Source organism: Reyranella sp., assembly GCF_965249915.1.
GTDB lineage: Bacteria > Pseudomonadota > Alphaproteobacteria > Reyranellales > Reyranellaceae > Reyranella.
Map to the genome: position 1 here is coordinate 2431279 of NZ_OZ252257.1, position 14679 is coordinate 2445957.

At 65.8% G+C, this 14679-nt stretch carries 13 protein-coding genes and 1 tRNA gene; 1 reads left to right on the forward strand and 13 read right to left on the reverse strand.

Features of this window, described 5'->3' with window-relative positions; translation table 11 throughout:
• Positions 1–2: 2 nt before the first annotated feature.
• A complete protein-coding gene (locus tag ACP15H_RS12040; protein ID WP_425066421.1) occupies positions 3–965 on the forward strand; it encodes a hypothetical protein in 963 nt (320 codons plus the stop codon).
• On the opposite strand, the gene ACP15H_RS12045 is transcribed toward ACP15H_RS12040, so the two are convergent.
• The 13 genes from ACP15H_RS12045 to gyrA form a co-directional block, all read right to left on the reverse strand.
• Positions 962–2260 carry a glycosyltransferase gene (locus ACP15H_RS12045; protein ID WP_425066422.1) on the reverse strand — a complete coding sequence of 433 codons (1299 nt, stop codon included), beginning with the start codon at positions 2258–2260 and terminating at the stop codon, positions 962–964. The genes ACP15H_RS12040 and ACP15H_RS12045 overlap by 4 nt on opposite strands.
• Before the next feature lie 13 nt (positions 2261–2273).
• Positions 2274–3518 (reverse strand): glycosyltransferase family 2 protein, encoded by a 1245-nt coding sequence (locus tag ACP15H_RS12050; RefSeq protein WP_425066423.1) that lies wholly within the window; start codon positions 3516–3518, stop codon positions 2274–2276.
• A gap of 15 nt (positions 3519–3533) precedes the next feature.
• Positions 3534–4247: an ABC transporter ATP-binding protein gene (locus tag ACP15H_RS12055; protein WP_425066424.1), complete on the reverse strand. Its 714-nt coding sequence runs from the start codon at positions 4245–4247 to the stop codon at positions 3534–3536.
• 5 nt (positions 4248–4252) lie between these two features.
• The gene (locus ACP15H_RS12060) at positions 4253–5527 is read right to left on the reverse strand and encodes a hypothetical protein (protein ID WP_425066425.1); all 1275 of its coding nucleotides are present in this window, start codon (positions 5525–5527) and stop codon (positions 4253–4255) included.
• Complete coding sequence (locus ACP15H_RS12065) at positions 5527–6480, reverse strand: HlyD family secretion protein (RefSeq protein ID WP_425066426.1); 954 nt, start codon at positions 6478–6480, stop codon at positions 5527–5529. Before ACP15H_RS12065 ends, ACP15H_RS12060 begins: the two co-directional genes overlap by 1 nt.
• An 86-nt stretch (positions 6481–6566) precedes the next feature.
• On the reverse strand, positions 6567–7655 hold the full coding sequence (locus tag ACP15H_RS12070) for a polysaccharide biosynthesis/export family protein (RefSeq protein ID WP_425066427.1): 1089 nt from the start codon (positions 7653–7655) through the stop codon (positions 6567–6569).
• A 155-nt stretch (positions 7656–7810) separates the two neighbouring features.
• Positions 7811–8191, reverse strand: a complete 381-nt coding sequence (locus ACP15H_RS12075) for an STAS domain-containing protein (RefSeq protein ID WP_425066428.1) — start codon at positions 8189–8191, stop codon at positions 7811–7813.
• A complete protein-coding gene (locus ACP15H_RS12080) occupies positions 8188–9354 on the reverse strand; it encodes a glycosyltransferase (RefSeq protein WP_425066429.1) in 1167 nt (388 codons plus the stop codon). Before ACP15H_RS12080 ends, ACP15H_RS12075 begins: the two co-directional genes overlap by 4 nt.
• A gap of 6 nt (positions 9355–9360) precedes the next feature.
• The gene (locus ACP15H_RS12085) at positions 9361–10167 is read right to left on the reverse strand and encodes an ABC transporter ATP-binding protein (RefSeq protein WP_304854657.1); all 807 of its coding nucleotides are present in this window, start codon (positions 10165–10167) and stop codon (positions 9361–9363) included.
• On the reverse strand, positions 10145–11023 hold the full coding sequence (locus tag ACP15H_RS12090; protein WP_425066430.1) for an ABC transporter permease: 879 nt from the start codon (positions 11021–11023) through the stop codon (positions 10145–10147). Before ACP15H_RS12090 ends, ACP15H_RS12085 begins: the two co-directional genes overlap by 23 nt.
• A 28-nt stretch (positions 11024–11051) precedes the next feature.
• Positions 11052–11126: transfer RNA gene (locus ACP15H_RS12095), tRNA-Lys, on the reverse strand.
• Between the two features lie 86 nt (positions 11127–11212).
• Entirely contained in the window at positions 11213–11719 is a 507-nt protein-coding gene (gene coaD, locus ACP15H_RS12100; protein ID WP_422035227.1) for a pantetheine-phosphate adenylyltransferase, read from the reverse strand.
• A 55-nt stretch (positions 11720–11774) separates the two neighbouring features.
• On the reverse strand, positions 11775–14627 hold the full coding sequence (gene gyrA, locus ACP15H_RS12105) for a DNA gyrase subunit A (protein WP_425066431.1): 2853 nt from the start codon (positions 14625–14627) through the stop codon (positions 11775–11777).
• Positions 14628–14679: the final 52 nt, after the last annotated feature.

Genomic DNA, 14679 nt, shown 5'->3' on the forward strand with positions numbered 1-14679 from the left:
GCATGCTGTTCGGCGCACACCACGAGTGGGGCAAACTGCGCGACGTGGTGATCGGCATCTCGCCGGCCGAAGACTTCGTCGTCTTCCACGAAGACTCGTGTCGCTGGCTGACACCCGAGGGACTCGAATTCAGCCGCCGTCACGCCGGACAGCGCCTGATCGACGTCGATCCCGAGTGGGCGCACCGCATAGAGCGCCAAGTCGATGCGCTGGCCGAGCTCGTGGCCCGCGAGGGCGTCACTGTTCACCGCCCGCAGCGGCTGAAGGGCGAGGAGCGCACCTTCCTCGCCCCGAAGGGCGAAGGCGCCCAGCTCTTCGCGCGCGACGGCATGATCGTCGTCGACAGGCACGTGATCGATGCGTCGCTGCGCCTGAAGTGCCGCCAGCGCGAGCGCTATGGCCTGCGGCCGATCGTCCAGAAGGCCGTCGCAACCCGCGGCGCCCACTGGTCGAGCGTCCCGCTGGGCTCGCCGGGAGGCGTCGACGGCCCCTTCCTCGAAGGCGGCGATACGCTGCTCAACGGCCGCGAAATCTATGTCGGAATCTCGGGCTGCGCCTCCGATCTCGCCGGCGCCGACTGGCTGCAGGCCCTGGTCGGCGACAGCTATCGCGTGATCCCGGTCGCCCTGAAGTCGCACGTCCTGCATCTCGACTGCGCGATGGCGCTGGTCCAGCCCGGCCTGCTCATCCACTGCCCGCAGAAGCTGATCGACGGTCTGCCGATGTCGCTGCGCGACTGGGACAAGATCGAAGTCTCGCCGGAGGAGGCCACGCTTCTCGCCACCAACGGCCTCGTCCTGGAACCGGGGCGGGTCATCATCGACGCCGACAACCGGCGCGTGAGCGACGAGCTGCGCAAGCGCAAGGTCGACGTCATCCCGCTTCCCTTCGACGGACCGATCCGGCTCGGAGGCGGCCTGCGCTGCGCCCACCATCCGCTGCTGCGCGAGAGCGTGCTGGCCTAGGTTCCGCGCTTGGGGGTGCGGTCGAAGACGACCGGCTTGGGCTTGCTGAACAGCTTCTTCACGTGAACGCCGAGCGAGCGCACCACGGTCGCCACCTGCCCGCCCACGAAGCGCAACAGCACCACGGCGAACTGGAGCGGCGGAATCTCGCCGCCCCGGATGAAGTTGTGCCCGGCCCGCAGGAACGTCGTCGCGCAGACCAGGACCCATGCCACGGTCACGAAAAACAGCGTGAGCAGAAGCGGCACGAGCGACGGCGCCAGCAGGCCCGCCAGGATGCCCGACACGACGCCGACCAGGAGCACCGGCTGGTTCAGCGCCATGCAGAGATGCAGCAGGGCCGCCAGCTTGGCCGACGGGGTGATGTCGCGGCTCTTCAGAATCTCGGGGAACATCCGCATCGAAACGTGGCGGAAACCGTCCTGCCAGCGCTGCTGCTGACGCAGCCAGGTCTTGGTGTCGGCCGGCAGTTCGCCCGGCACGCCCACACTGGTGAGGAACAGGGCCCGCCAGCCCTTCACCCAGCCGCGGTAGGTGAGATCGAGATCCTCGGTGACCGTGTCGCCCTTCCAGCCACCGCCGGCATCGATGGCCGCGCGCTGCCAGATCCCGCAGGTCCCGTTGAACGGCAGCGGATGGCCGGCCCAGCACCGCGTCGCCTGCTCGATGCCGAGATGGGCGTCGAGCGTCACCATCTGCATCTCGGTCAGCGCGTTCTCGTGCGGATTGAGGAAATCGAAGCGCGCCTGGACGAAGGCCGTCTTCGGCTCGGCGAAGAACGGACGCATGCAGACGCGCAGGAAGTCCACGGGAGGAATGTAGTCGACGTCGAAAATCGCGAAGAAATCGTGCGGCGTCTTCTGCATCGCCTCGTGCAGCGCCCCGCCCTTGTAGCCGCTGCGATCGGTGCGTTGCAGGGCCACCACGTCGAAGCCCTTGGCCCGCAACTCCGCCGCGACCTGGCGGACCGTCTCGGCCGTCTCGTCGGTGCTGTCGTCGAGGAGCTGGATGTGCAGCTTGTCGCGCGGCCAGTCGAGCGCCGCCGCCGATTCGGCGCCGCGCCGTACCACGGGGCCTTCGTTGAACGAGGGAATCTGCACGACGACATGCGGCAGGTCGGCGTCGGCCGGCAACGGCGTTGACAGCAGCATCTCCTCGCGACGCAGCCCGCTGGCCTTCAGACGATGATGCAGCACGACCATGTAGAGCAGGCTGCCGATGAAAGCCGCCAGCAAGACGCAGCAGACCGCAAACACGGCGCCGAACAGAAGAGCCAGGGTAGCGATAATAGCCATCGACGACGCTGCCTCAGGTCCCCGTCTTGGGTGTGCGATTGAACTCGGTCTTCCTGCCCAGGCCCGCGCCCACGATCGCGGCGGCATTGGCGACGGCAAGATACACGATCAGCGCCGGCACGCTGGCAGCCGTGACCAGGTAGCGCACGGTCCCGCCGCGCTTCAGGCGACGATAGGCCCCCCAGGTCATGCCGAACAGCACGGCAAGCATGCCGATCAACCACAGCCAGAGGCCGAACCGGAAAAGACCGAGCAGCCGGCCATGGCCCAGGATCGAAACGACCAGACCCAGGACTCCGACCACGAGCAGCGGAAAGACCAGTTGCTGGGCGAGCGCCACGGTCGTGGTGAACTTGGCCTCGGTCGGCCAGGCCGACTTCCAGATCGGCCCCAGCAGCTTGCGGGCGACCTGCACGAAGCCCTTTGACCAGCGGCTCTGCTGGGCGCTGAAATCCTCGACCTTCTGCGGCAGCTCGCCGACCACATGCGTGTCCATCAGGAACACGCCGGTCCAGCCCTTCAGGTAGGTGCGCAGAACCAGGTCGAGATCCTCCGACAGCGTGTCGTGAGACCAGCCGCCGGCCTCCTCGACCGCAGCCCGGCGCCAGATGCCCCCGGTGCCATTGAACTGGAACGGCACGCCGCGCCGAGCCCGCACATCCTGCTCCACGGCGAAGTGCGCATCCTGCATGAGGCGCTGGGCGCGCGTCAGCCAGTTGCGCTCGCCATTGCCCCATTCGATACGGGTCTGGACGAAGGCGGCGCGCGGATGACTGAGCATCGCGGCCATGGCCTGCTTCAGCCAGCCGGGCGGCGGCACGAAATCGGCGTCGAACACCGCGACATAGGGCGCATCGTCGAGCGCCATGCCTGCCGCCAGCGCGCCGGCCTTGAAGCCACCGCGGTCGTCGCGCCTGACATGATGCGCGTCGATGCCGTCCCGGCGCAGGCGCGCGATGGCATGCGCGGCGATGTCGGAGGTGATGTCGTTGCTGTCATCGAGGAGCTGGATGGTGAGGCGGTCGCGCGGCCAGTCGAGGGCGCCCATCGCGGCCATCGAACGCTCGACCACCAGCGGCTCGTTGTAGACCGGCACCTGCACCAGGACACGGGGCAGATCCGCGGGCAACGACGCAGGTGGCGCCTCTTCGCGAGGCAATTCGAACAGCCAGTAGACGAGATAGAGGAAATAGCCCGCGATCGCGAACTGCGCGGCCAGGCACAGGAAAACGAGGAGATCGATCAGGAACAGCAGCATGCCGGGCCGCCGCTCTCAGTGATAATGAATGGGGACTTCGAAGCAGCGGCCGTCCTCGATGTGGAGGCGGCGCGAAGCGACGTCGAAGATGCGTTCATCGTGCGTCGACAGGACCACCGCGCACTTGGCGCGCATCGACAGATCCTTGAGCTGGTCGACCACCAGCCGGCCGGAAACGCGATCCAGTGCCGAGGTCGGTTCGTCGGCGATGATCAAATCGGGCAGTCCGATCATGGTGCGGGCGATCGCGACGCGCTGCTGCTGGCCGCCCGACAGCTCGTCCGGCCAGGCGGAGGCCTTGTCGCCGAGGCCCAGCATGCCGAGCAGATGCCGCGCCCGCGGTTCGTCCCATGCCGGATCGGCGAGCGGCGTCGTCGAAACGCCGGCGACTACATTCTGCAGCGCCGTCAGCGAGGACAGGAGGTTGCGCTTCTGGAACAGGAAGCGAATGCGGTTGCGCAGGACGTCGAGGTCGGAGCCGCCCAGCCCCACGATGTCGGTGCCGAGCAGCCGCAGCTTGCCTTCCGACGGCTTGCGCATGGTGCCGAGAATGGTCAGCAGCGTCGTCTTGCCCGAGCCCGACGGGCCGGTGACGATGACCAGCTCCCCCTCGCGGACATGCATGTTGATGTCGTACAGCACGTCCACCCGCTGCGGCCCCTCGCCGTAGTGGTGGTGAACATCCACCGCCTCGACGACCGCCGGCCCGAACCCTTGCGTGTCTGACATCTCGGTCACTCGAACAGCATGATGGGATCGACCCGCCACAGCCGCCGGATGGCGAACAGGCTGGAGACGAGCGTCATGATCAGGCAGGCGACCAGCGCCACGACCATTTCGCGCAGGCCCATCGTCATGCCCAGATGCATGGCCGCTTCCGTGGCGCCGTAGACGAAGCGGCCGAGCGTGAAGGCCACGAGAAAGGCCGGTGTGATGATGGCCGCGCCGATCTGCCCGATCATGAAGAGGAAGAACCACCAGTCGTAACCGAGGCTCTTCAGGATGGCATATTCGGGCAGGTAGAAGCGGATGATCTGGTACTGGGCATAGTAGATAAAGACCATGCCGATCATCACGCCCATCACGAAACCGAGGTCGGTGATGTAGCCGACCGGCGTCTCGCGCGACCAGTAGATGCGCTCGCGCTTCTCGAATTCACGCAGCGTGAGGACCTCGCCTCGCCCGGCGAGCGCCGTGTTGATTTCCTGGCGAACGGCGCTGACGTCGGAGCCCTTGGCGAGCTGGATCGCAATGAAGGCCGGCCGGTCCGACCACCACGATCCGAACACCTCGGCCATCGTGTCCTCCGACATGATGATCGAGCCGTCGTTCAGGACGTTGGGACCGAGCGAGAAGTTGCCGACCACGAAAAGCTGGCGCAGCAGGCCGCGATTGTCGGGTGGCCCCAGGACCTGGAATTCCGGCTTGCCCGGTCCGACCTGATCGGCGAGGTCGCCGAAATAGGGCCGTGATTCGCGGTCGTAGAGCATCCTGCGGGCTTCGCGCAGGCGATAGAGGTTCTCGCGCAGGCCGGGAACGTCGATCGCGGGGCGCTCGACATCGACGGCATACCAGGCGATGCGGCGGGCGCTATCCATGCCCTTGTGCATGATCGACATGACGCCGAACCAGAACGGCAGCGTGTTGGTCACCGCCGGATTGGCTGAAACCACGTCGGTCAGGGACGCCGGCACCTCGGCGTGGAGCTGCAGCGACTTGAAGCCGTAGGGCACCAGGACGAGGTCGCCCACCACCGAACGATGAAGACGGATTGCCGAATCGTAGACCGCACGCTCGATGCCGAGCTGCGCAAAGATCACCAGCAGACTGGCCGTCACGCCGGCGAGCGAGAGCAGTGTACTCGTGCGCTGGCGCTTGAGCTGTTGCGAGCCCAGCGGCATGCGCGTGGCGGTTATCGCGGCCGCACGCAACCGGGCGAGCGAGAAGGTCGGACGCCAGTTAGCCCAGCGCCGCGGCAGCGACTTGACCGCTGGCAGCGTCAACGCCATCAGAGAAAGGTGACGCGCGTCTCGCGGCCCAGGACCTGCGGCATGCTGGACGGGTCATCGAGCTGGATCTCGACCTGGACCACGCGCGCGTCGGTCGAGGAACCGCCATCGGGCTCCATGCGCTGCATGCGCTTCACGGTCGGCGCGACGCGCGAGATCGTGCCGTAGTAGACGGTGGGGCTGCCGCGGAACGTCACCTCCACCTTGCCGCCGGTCGCGATTCGCCCGACGTTCAACTCGTCGACATCCGCCAGAACGCGGAGTTGCGACAGGTCGACGATCTTGGCGATCCCGTTCTGCGAGACCCGCTCGCCCTGGCGGGTATAAACCTGGATCACCATCCCATCGAGGGGCGACCGCACCAGCGCCTGCTCGCGCGTGTTGCGCGCATTGTCGAGCTTCGCCTGGATGATGGAGATGTCCGTATCGATCTGCTGGAGATCGGTCTGCAGCGTCTCCTTCAAAACGCGGAGCTTGGCCTGCTCGCGCTCGAGGCTCTGGAGGGAAATGCTCTGCTCGAGCTGCTTCTGATCCGGCGGCTTGCCCGAACGCTGCATTTCGAGGTTCTTGAGCTTGACCTCCTCCGCCGTCGACTTGACCACGACTTCCTGCATGGCGATCTCGGCCGCACGATAGCCGCTGACCATCGCTTCGCGCGCCTGCCGGGTCTTCGCGAGCTCGGCCTCGGTGGTACGCACGGCGATATCGGCCTTGGGATAATTGGACAGCACGGCGATGACCTCGTCGCGCTTCACCTTCTGGCCGTCGGCGATCTTGAGTTCGATCAGCACGCCGCCACCGGCGGGATCGCCGGCAATCAGCGCCGTGCCGGCCGGAGCATCGGTATATCCGCGCGTGATCAGCGGGGCCATCGGACGGGGTCCGTCCTGGGCGCTGCTCGTCTGCCGACTGGGCATGATCCACAGGGTCAGCGCCGCGGCAACGAGCAACACGGCGAATCCTGCGGCGCCCCAAGTGAACTTTTTTGCCTGCGCCATAATAGATGGTACCAGAAAACCCTCGGGCACGCTGCCCCTAGTTAGAAGCTGGTCGACGTCACGAGATTTCCTCGCGCGACCCCCACGATCGAGAAAGTACGATAGATTGATGTCAATATCTTGTCGTACTCGTAAAGCGGGGCGTTGGTAATATAGACAACGTCCTTCGGCAGCACGGGGAACTGCTGCGCGATAAAGATAGACACGGGCTGGTACAGGTCCAGCCGGAAAACCCGCGCCCGGGCGGTGGGATTGTTCTGCAAATCCCCCATCCTGAACACATAAACGCCCGTTTTGTTCGCACGGGCATCGTTGAGCCCGCCGACCATGCCCATGGCCTCGAGAAGGCTGATCGAGTGCTTGGACATGTCGACATTGCCCGCCTTGATCACGGCGCCGAGCACCGTGAACATCCGCGGGTTGGGGCGCACCACGATCTCGTCGTTCTTCTGGAGGGCGATGTCCGCCCCGGCGAGAAGGTCGGAGAATTGCGACTGCAGGATCATCTGGCCGTTGCGGCGGACGACCACTTCGAACTGGTTGGCGCCGACGCCGTTGGGGGCCTGCCCGCCGATGCCGGACGGACCGCCGGCCTTGTTGATCGCCTCGACGACGGAGCGCACCCCTTCAAGCAGGGACACCCGCCCGGGATTCCTCACATCGCCAGAGACCATGACCGTGTGCGTCCGGTCGGCGACGAATTCGACGATGACCTGCGGGTCCTGGGCCTTGCCGGATGCCGCCACCTGCTGGGCGACCTTCTTCTCGATCTGGCTGAGGTCGAGGCCTGCGACCTTGACCGTGCCGACGAAGGGCACGTTGATCGTGCCGTCGTCGGTGACGCGCTGGACACCGAAATCCGCTCCCGGCCGCTGAATGGTCGGGAAGATACTGCCTTCGTAGGGCTCGAAGATTCGAACCTTGATGGCGTCGCCCGGCGCAACCGAGACCCTGGCTCCAGCCGGCAGCTGGCTTACCGTCGAGGGCCTGTCGATGGGTGGCGGCTGGCGGTAGTTCGCAATGGTCGTCGGCGTGAGGTCGATCACGTCGAACGGCAATGCATCGGTGGTGGCGGAGGATGCGCCTCCCATCCAGGGGCCGTCGCCGGGCAAGGCGGTACAAGCCGCCAAGCCAACTCCCAAGCCGAGGACAATGGCGGTAGGGCGCGCGGTAGCACGCAGCCAGCTCCAGATTGTCAAATCCCAATCTCCGTCCGGAACTGTCGCCACGCTTCGCGTCGCGCCTTGTCCCAACTCATTGATATCGCTCTCAGCCCAAACAGTAGTTAACCCGCGCCACGGCGCCGGTGCAAGCTTTCCCCAGTGGATGGCCGCGGATCCTTCTCAAGTCGTGCCACGGCTTCTTCGGTCGTAGCGGCGATTTCCAGAAGTTCAGAAAAGCCACTGACCAGGAGACAATCCCAGGCGGCGCCTGAGAAGCGACAGAAAACGATCTGCGCCTGCACCTTCGCCGCTTTGTGCATCACGGTTGCGAAGGTGCGCACGCCGGCGGCGCTCATGTAGGCAACCTCGCTGCCGTCGACGATGATGCGTGCGCCTGGATGCAGAGTCTCCAACAGCATTCCCTCGACCGCCGCGACAGTCACCGTGTCGACCTTCGCCGGCAACATCACGGTGGAAATCGCCTGCCTGCTGCTGCTGTTCATGTGGGCTTCCCGGATACGGTCTTCTTCGACGACTCTTCGGCAGATCCCTGTCGGTCCCGCCATTGGCCCCCGAGATCGGTGCCACGCCAGTGGATCGCGCGGCCCGACAGCGCACTTGCGATCAAGACCGGCGCAAGCGCCTCGCGGACGAGCGCAGCGGCCGCACCGCGCATGCCGAACGACAGGCCACGGCCCGTCATGAACCATTTCTCGGCCAACAGCCAGCCTCCGGTATGGAGCGCCACAGCGACCGCGACCATCGCCAGGTTCGCCCCCGAACAAAAGAGCGCAGCGGCGCCCGCCGCACCGGTGGCCGCCCAGCCGATCGCGGGCTCCCACAGAACGAGCGGCCAGACCGGCAGCCGCAGCCGTGTACGCGCCCATCGGACCTGGCGCCGCCACACCGTCGACCAGGAGCGCTCCCCGAGCGGCAGGCGCGGCATCACCGCACCCAGACGGGTGGAGAGGCCCAGTTCGCGCACCGAGCGCACCACCGAATAGTCGTCGGCGATCCAGCGGTTGAAGCCCCGCCAGTTGCCGATCCGCTGCAGCGTGTCGCGGGTCAAGAGCGTGACGCCGCCGGACGCCACGGCAAGGCCCAGGCGATCGGCGGCGAAAAGAAACTTGGCCTGGTGGCCGTCGATGTACGCCCGCTCGATCTCCGCCGCGAAACTCCGCGGCGCGTCGGCAGCCTTGAGCGCGAGCACCAAGCCCACTCCCGCAGAGAGCGGAGCGGCGGCGCGGGTCAGCTCCTCCGGACTAAGCTGGATACCGGCGTCGCACAGGGCAACGACGTTCCGGCTGGCCGCCTCGAGCCCCTTGCGCACATTGTTCATCTTCGGGTTGAAGGTATCGTCCGCGCCGACCAGGATTTGCGCCTCGGCCCAGATCCTTCTTGTCGGCGCCACCGCCGCATCGTCGGCACGGGCCACGCAGATCAGAACTTCCGCGCCGGCCTCGGCCAGTCGCCTCAGGGCCTGCACATAGTCCGCTGCCGCATCGTCGGCGCCGGCCATCGGCGCCACGATGCTGAACTCACGCGGGCTGTGGCTGGCGGCGAGGTTCTGCCGGGGCGACCTCCCCAGGGCGGCACTCGTCCATTGGATGGCCGAGCCGAGCGACCACCAGCCGAAGCCGAGCCACGCCAGGATGCCCGGCTCCATGCGGCCCTACTCGCCCGCAGCAACCTGCTTGGCGTTTCCTGAGGAGAAGCGCTGGACGTCGTCCTTCTCGACCAGCAGGGCACGATGGTAGGAGCGGATGACGTCGTTCGGATCGCCCTGCTCGCGGATGCGCCCCTCCTCGATCCAGATCGCGCGCGTGCACAGGCGACGAACCTCGGCCATCGAATGGGACACGAAGAGCAGCGTCCCCGTCTTGCGGAAATTGTCGATCCAGTCGAGGCACTTGCGCTGAAACGCGGCGTCGCCGACCGACAGTGCTTCGTCGACGACCAGGATTTCCGCCTCGACATGGGCGCAGATCGAGAAGGCCAGGCGCGTGCGCATGCCCATCGAATAGTGCTTCACCGGCTGGTCCATGTACTCGCCGATGCCGGCGAACTCGGCGATCGAATCGAACTTGCGCAGGACTTCGCTGCGCTTCAGCCCGAGCACGGCGCCGCCGATCAGGACGTTCTCGCGGCCCGACAGCTCCATGTCGAAGGTCGAGCCCAGCGCCAGCACCGGTGCGATGCGGCCGGTGACCCTGAGTTCGCCATGGCTGGGCAGCGTCATGCCGCAAACCACCTGCAGCAGGGTGGACTTGCCGCAGCCGTTGCGACCGAGGATGCCGATGCTCTCGCCCTTCCTCACCTCGAGGCTGATGTCGCGCAGCACCCAGAACGGCTTGAAGTACGCCTTCCACCAGCCGAACAGGACCTGCTTCAACCAGTCGTTGCGGTGAGCATAGAGCTGGAAAGCCTTGCCGAGGTTCTTCGCCTCGACGACGATCTCAGAGGACGTCGACGATGACATTCCGATACCTGTCAAAGAACCAGTAGCCGAAATAGAAGCTGAACAACGAGATCGCCAGCGTATACCCGTAGACGATCATATCAGGCAGCTTGCCGAACAGGACGACGTCGCGCATGACCTCGACGAAGCCGGTCAGCGCGTTGGCATAGATCCAGAAGTTGAACGGCGGCGGCAACCCGGTGTGGGAGTAGAAGATCGGCGTCGCGAACATGAACAGCGGCACGATGGTGATCATCAGATAGCCGGCGTCGCGCGTAAACGCGCCCAGGGCTGCAAGGAACCACGACATGCCGATCAGGAACGCCATGAACGGAATGAAGATCAACGGCACCAGCAGCACGGTCCACGGCAGGGAGCCGGTCATCGCGAGCTGGAAGATCAGCATCACCGCGCCGGAGATCAGCGTGTAGGCCGTCGCACGCAGGGTCGAGATCACCGGCAGCATGTCGCTGGGGAAGATCGTCTGCTTGATGAAATGGGTGTACTCGTGCAGCAGCATCGGCGCCCGGAACGCCATCTCCGAGAAGAAGCTGAAGACGATGAGGCCGCTGAAGATGAACAGCGAATAGCTGACCTGCTTGCCGTCGGTCCCGTCGGCCACCGGCAGCGAAAGCGTCGTCGTGAACGCAAAGGTATAGACGGCGATCATCAGCAGCGGGGCAATGATCGCCCAGATCCAGCCCGCGATCGATCCCTTGAAGCGCTCGCGCACCTCGCGCCGCAGGATGGCCGCGATCAGGTCGCGATGCTGCAGCATCCGGACGAACGGCTTGGTTAGGAAGCTGATGACCCGCTCGACCGGGCCGAGATGCTCGACCACGATCTGCTTGCCGTTGACGACTTTCACCGACGGCATGAGCCGTTCTTCTCCTTCTTGGGTCCAGTGGTGAGCCCGGTGGGGTACGATCCCACGACCCTCTGATTAAAAGTCAGATGCTCTACCGCTGAGCTACGGGCTCTTTCCGGTTCCGCGCCGCGGGCTTCTCCGCCGCGCGGCGCCCATATAAAGTGCGGGGGGCCGATGGTCAACGCGACCTTGCCGGCCTCACGCCTTGCTGAACTTGGCTTTCAGGCGCTCGAATACCTTCTTGGACACGAATTGCGACGTGTCGCCGCCCAGACGGGCGATATCCTTCACCAGGGACGAGGCGATGAACTGGTGCCGGTCCGACGCCATCAGGAAGATCGTCTCGATTGCAGGCTCCATGCGCGCATTCATATTGGCCATCTGGATCTCGTACTCGAAGTCCGAGACGGCCCGCAGTCCGCGGATGATGACCGACGCATTCACGTCGCGCGCGAAGTGGATCAACAGCCCCTCGAACGGCACCACCGTGATGCGATCGCGGTCCGCCTGTGGAAAATCCGCGATGTCCTCGTTGATGATTTCGATCCGCTCCTCGAGCGAGAAAAGCGGTCCCTTGCCCACGTTGATGTGCGGGCCGATCACCAGCCTGTCGACGAGGCGCAGCGAGCGCCGCACCACTTCCATGTGCCCGCTCGTGATGGGATCGAACGTGCCCGGATAAACCCCGGTGCGTTCTACGGCCATGTCTCCCCCTTGTGCGCAGACTGCGACGGCGAAGTCTTAGCGACACGACCGACCCTTATCCACCGTTTGTTTCGGAACTGGAGTCCTGCTCTGTTCCGGTATTCGGCTCTGCCTGGATGTCGCCGTTTCCGCCGTTGCCGGCATCGTCGTCGCCGATCCGCACAGCCGTCACGACGCGCTCGCCCTCGCTCACGTTGACGATGCGCACGCCGCGCGTCGCCCGCCCGGCAATACGGATTCCATCCACCGGACAACGGATCAGCGTGCCGGCATCGGTCACCAGCATGATCTCGTCGGTATTGAGCACCGGCAGCGCAGCGACGATCTCGCCGCCCCTGGCGAGGCTCATCAGTTCCACGCCCTTGCCGCCGCGACCGGTCACCCGATACTCGTACGCCGAGGTGCGCTTGCCGAAGCCGGAAGAGGCCACCGTGAGCACGAACTCCTCCTTGGCCTGAAGCTCCGCAAAACGCTCGGGCGACAGGGTGTAGGCCGTCGAAGTGGCCTCCTCGCCTGGGACCGCCTCTTCCTCTGCTGCGTCCGCGACCGGCTCGCCGGCGTCCACCGCGTTCTCCGCCTGGCGCAGCGCGCGCGACTGGCGCAGGTAGGCGTCGCGATCTTCGGTCGGGATTCCCTTGCCGCCGTCGACCAGCGACATCGAGATCACCTCGTCGCCCTCGGCCAGCGCGATGCCGCGCACGCCGGTTGAATTGCGGCTGGCGAATACGCGCACGGTCGAGACCGGGAAGCGCATCGAGCGGCCCTGGCGCGTCGCCAGCAGGACGTCCTGCTCCTCGGAGCAGACGCCGACGCCGATCAGGCGATCGCCCGCGTCTTCGCCCTCGAACTTCATGGCGATCTTGCCACCCTGGTTGACGCTGGTGAAGTCGCTGAGCTCGTTGCGACGCACGCCGCCGCGCGCCGTCGCGAACATGACGTTGAGCTTCGACCAGCTCGATTCGTCTTCCGGCATCGGCATGACGGCGCTGATGGTCTCGCCCTCGCCGAGCGGCAGCAGGTTCACGAACGCCTTGCCGCGCGCCTGCGGCGCGCCCAGCGGCAGGCGCCAGACCTTGAGCTTGTAGACGATGCCGCGGCTGGAGAAGAACAGCACCGGCGTGTGCGTGTTGGCCACGAACAGGCTCGATACGAAATCGTCCTCGCGCGTGGCCATGCCCGAGCGGCCCTTGCCACCGCGGCGCTGGGCCCGATAGGCCGACACCGGGACACGCTTCACATAGCCGCCATGGGTCACCGTGACGGCCATGTCCTCGCGCTGAATCAGGTCCTCGATGTCCTGCTCGAATTCGTTGTCGACGATCTGGGTCCGCCGCGGCGTGGCGTACTTCTCCTTGATCTCGCGGAGCTCCTCGCCCATCAGCGCGAACAGCTTGCCCCGATCGCCCAGCAGCTCGAGATAGCCCTCGATCAGCTTCGCGACCTCGGTCAACTCCTCGGCGATCTTGTCGCGTTCCAGGCCGGTCAGGCGCTGCAGGCGCAGTTCGAGGATCGCGCGGGCCTGCACCTCGGACAGCCGGTAGGTTCCCTCCGGCGACACTTCGCGGCCGGGCTCGGCAATCAGGTCGATCAGCGGCTTCACGTCGGCAGCCGGCCAGTCCTTGGCCATCAAACGCTCGCGCGCCACATTCGGGTCGGGCGAGCGACGGATCATCTCGATGACTTCGTCGATATTGGCGACGGCGATCGCCAGCCCCACCAGCACATGGGCGCGGTCGCGCGCATGGTTGAGCTCGAAGCGCGTGCGCCGGGTGATCACCTCGGCCCGGAACCGGATGAAGGCCTCGAGAAGCTCCTTGAGGTTCATCAACTTCGGACGGCCGCCGTCGAGCGCCAGGGCGTTGACGCTGAAGCTCGTCTGCAGGGGCGTGAAGCGATAGAGCTGGTTGAGCACGATATCGGACATCGCGTCGCGCTTCAGGTCGATGACCAGCCGCACGCCATCCCTGTCGCTCTCATCGCGAATCTCGGAGATGCCCTCGACCTTCTTGTCGCGCACCACCTCAGCGATGCGCTCGTGCAGCCGGGCCTTGTTTTCCTGGTACGGTATCTCGGTGACGACGATCGACTCGCGGCCTCCGGACCTCGCCTCGATGTTGGTCTTGGCCCGCATGATCATCGAGCCGCGGCCCAGCTCGAAAGCAGCCCGGATGCCGTTGCGGCCGAGGATGATGCCGCCGGTCGGAAAATCCGGACCCGGCACGTACTCCGTGAGCTGCGGCACGGTCAGCTCCGGATTGGCGATCAGCGCCAGGCAGGCATCGATCAGTTCGCCGAGATTGTGCGGCGGAATGTTTGTCGCCATGCCCACCGCGATTCCACCGGCGCCGTTGGCCAGCAGGTTCGGATAGGCCGCCGGCAGCACCGTCGGCTCGCTCTCGCGCTCGTCGTAGTTCGGCTGGAACTCGACCGTGTCCTTGTTGATGTCCTCGAGCAGCGTCTCGGAGACGCTGGCCAGACGCGCCTCGGTATAGCGCATCGCCGCCGGCGGATCGCCGTCCATCGAGCCGAAGTTGCCCTGCCCCGAGATCAGCGGCAGGCGCATCGAGAAGTCCTGCGCCATGCGAACCATGGCGTCGTAGATCGCGCTGTCGCCGTGCGGGTGATATTTGCCCATCACGTCGCCGACGATGCGCGCCGACTTGCGGAAGGGCCGCGTCGAGTCGTAGCCGCCCTCCTTCATCGCGTAGAGAATGCGACGCTGCACGGGCTTCATGCCGTCGCGCGCATCGGGAAGAGCGCGCGCCACGATCACGCTCATGGCGTAATCGAGGTAGGAGCGGCGCATCTCCTCTTCGATCGTGATCGGGGCGATATCGTGCGGAGATGACGGGGGCGGAGGCGCGTCGGAGGGCGGCGGCGCCGGCGGCAGTGTCGTATCGTCGCTCACGGAGACCTGGGATTTTTCTCGTTCTTGCAGCCCGTCCGGAGACTCCGGCAGG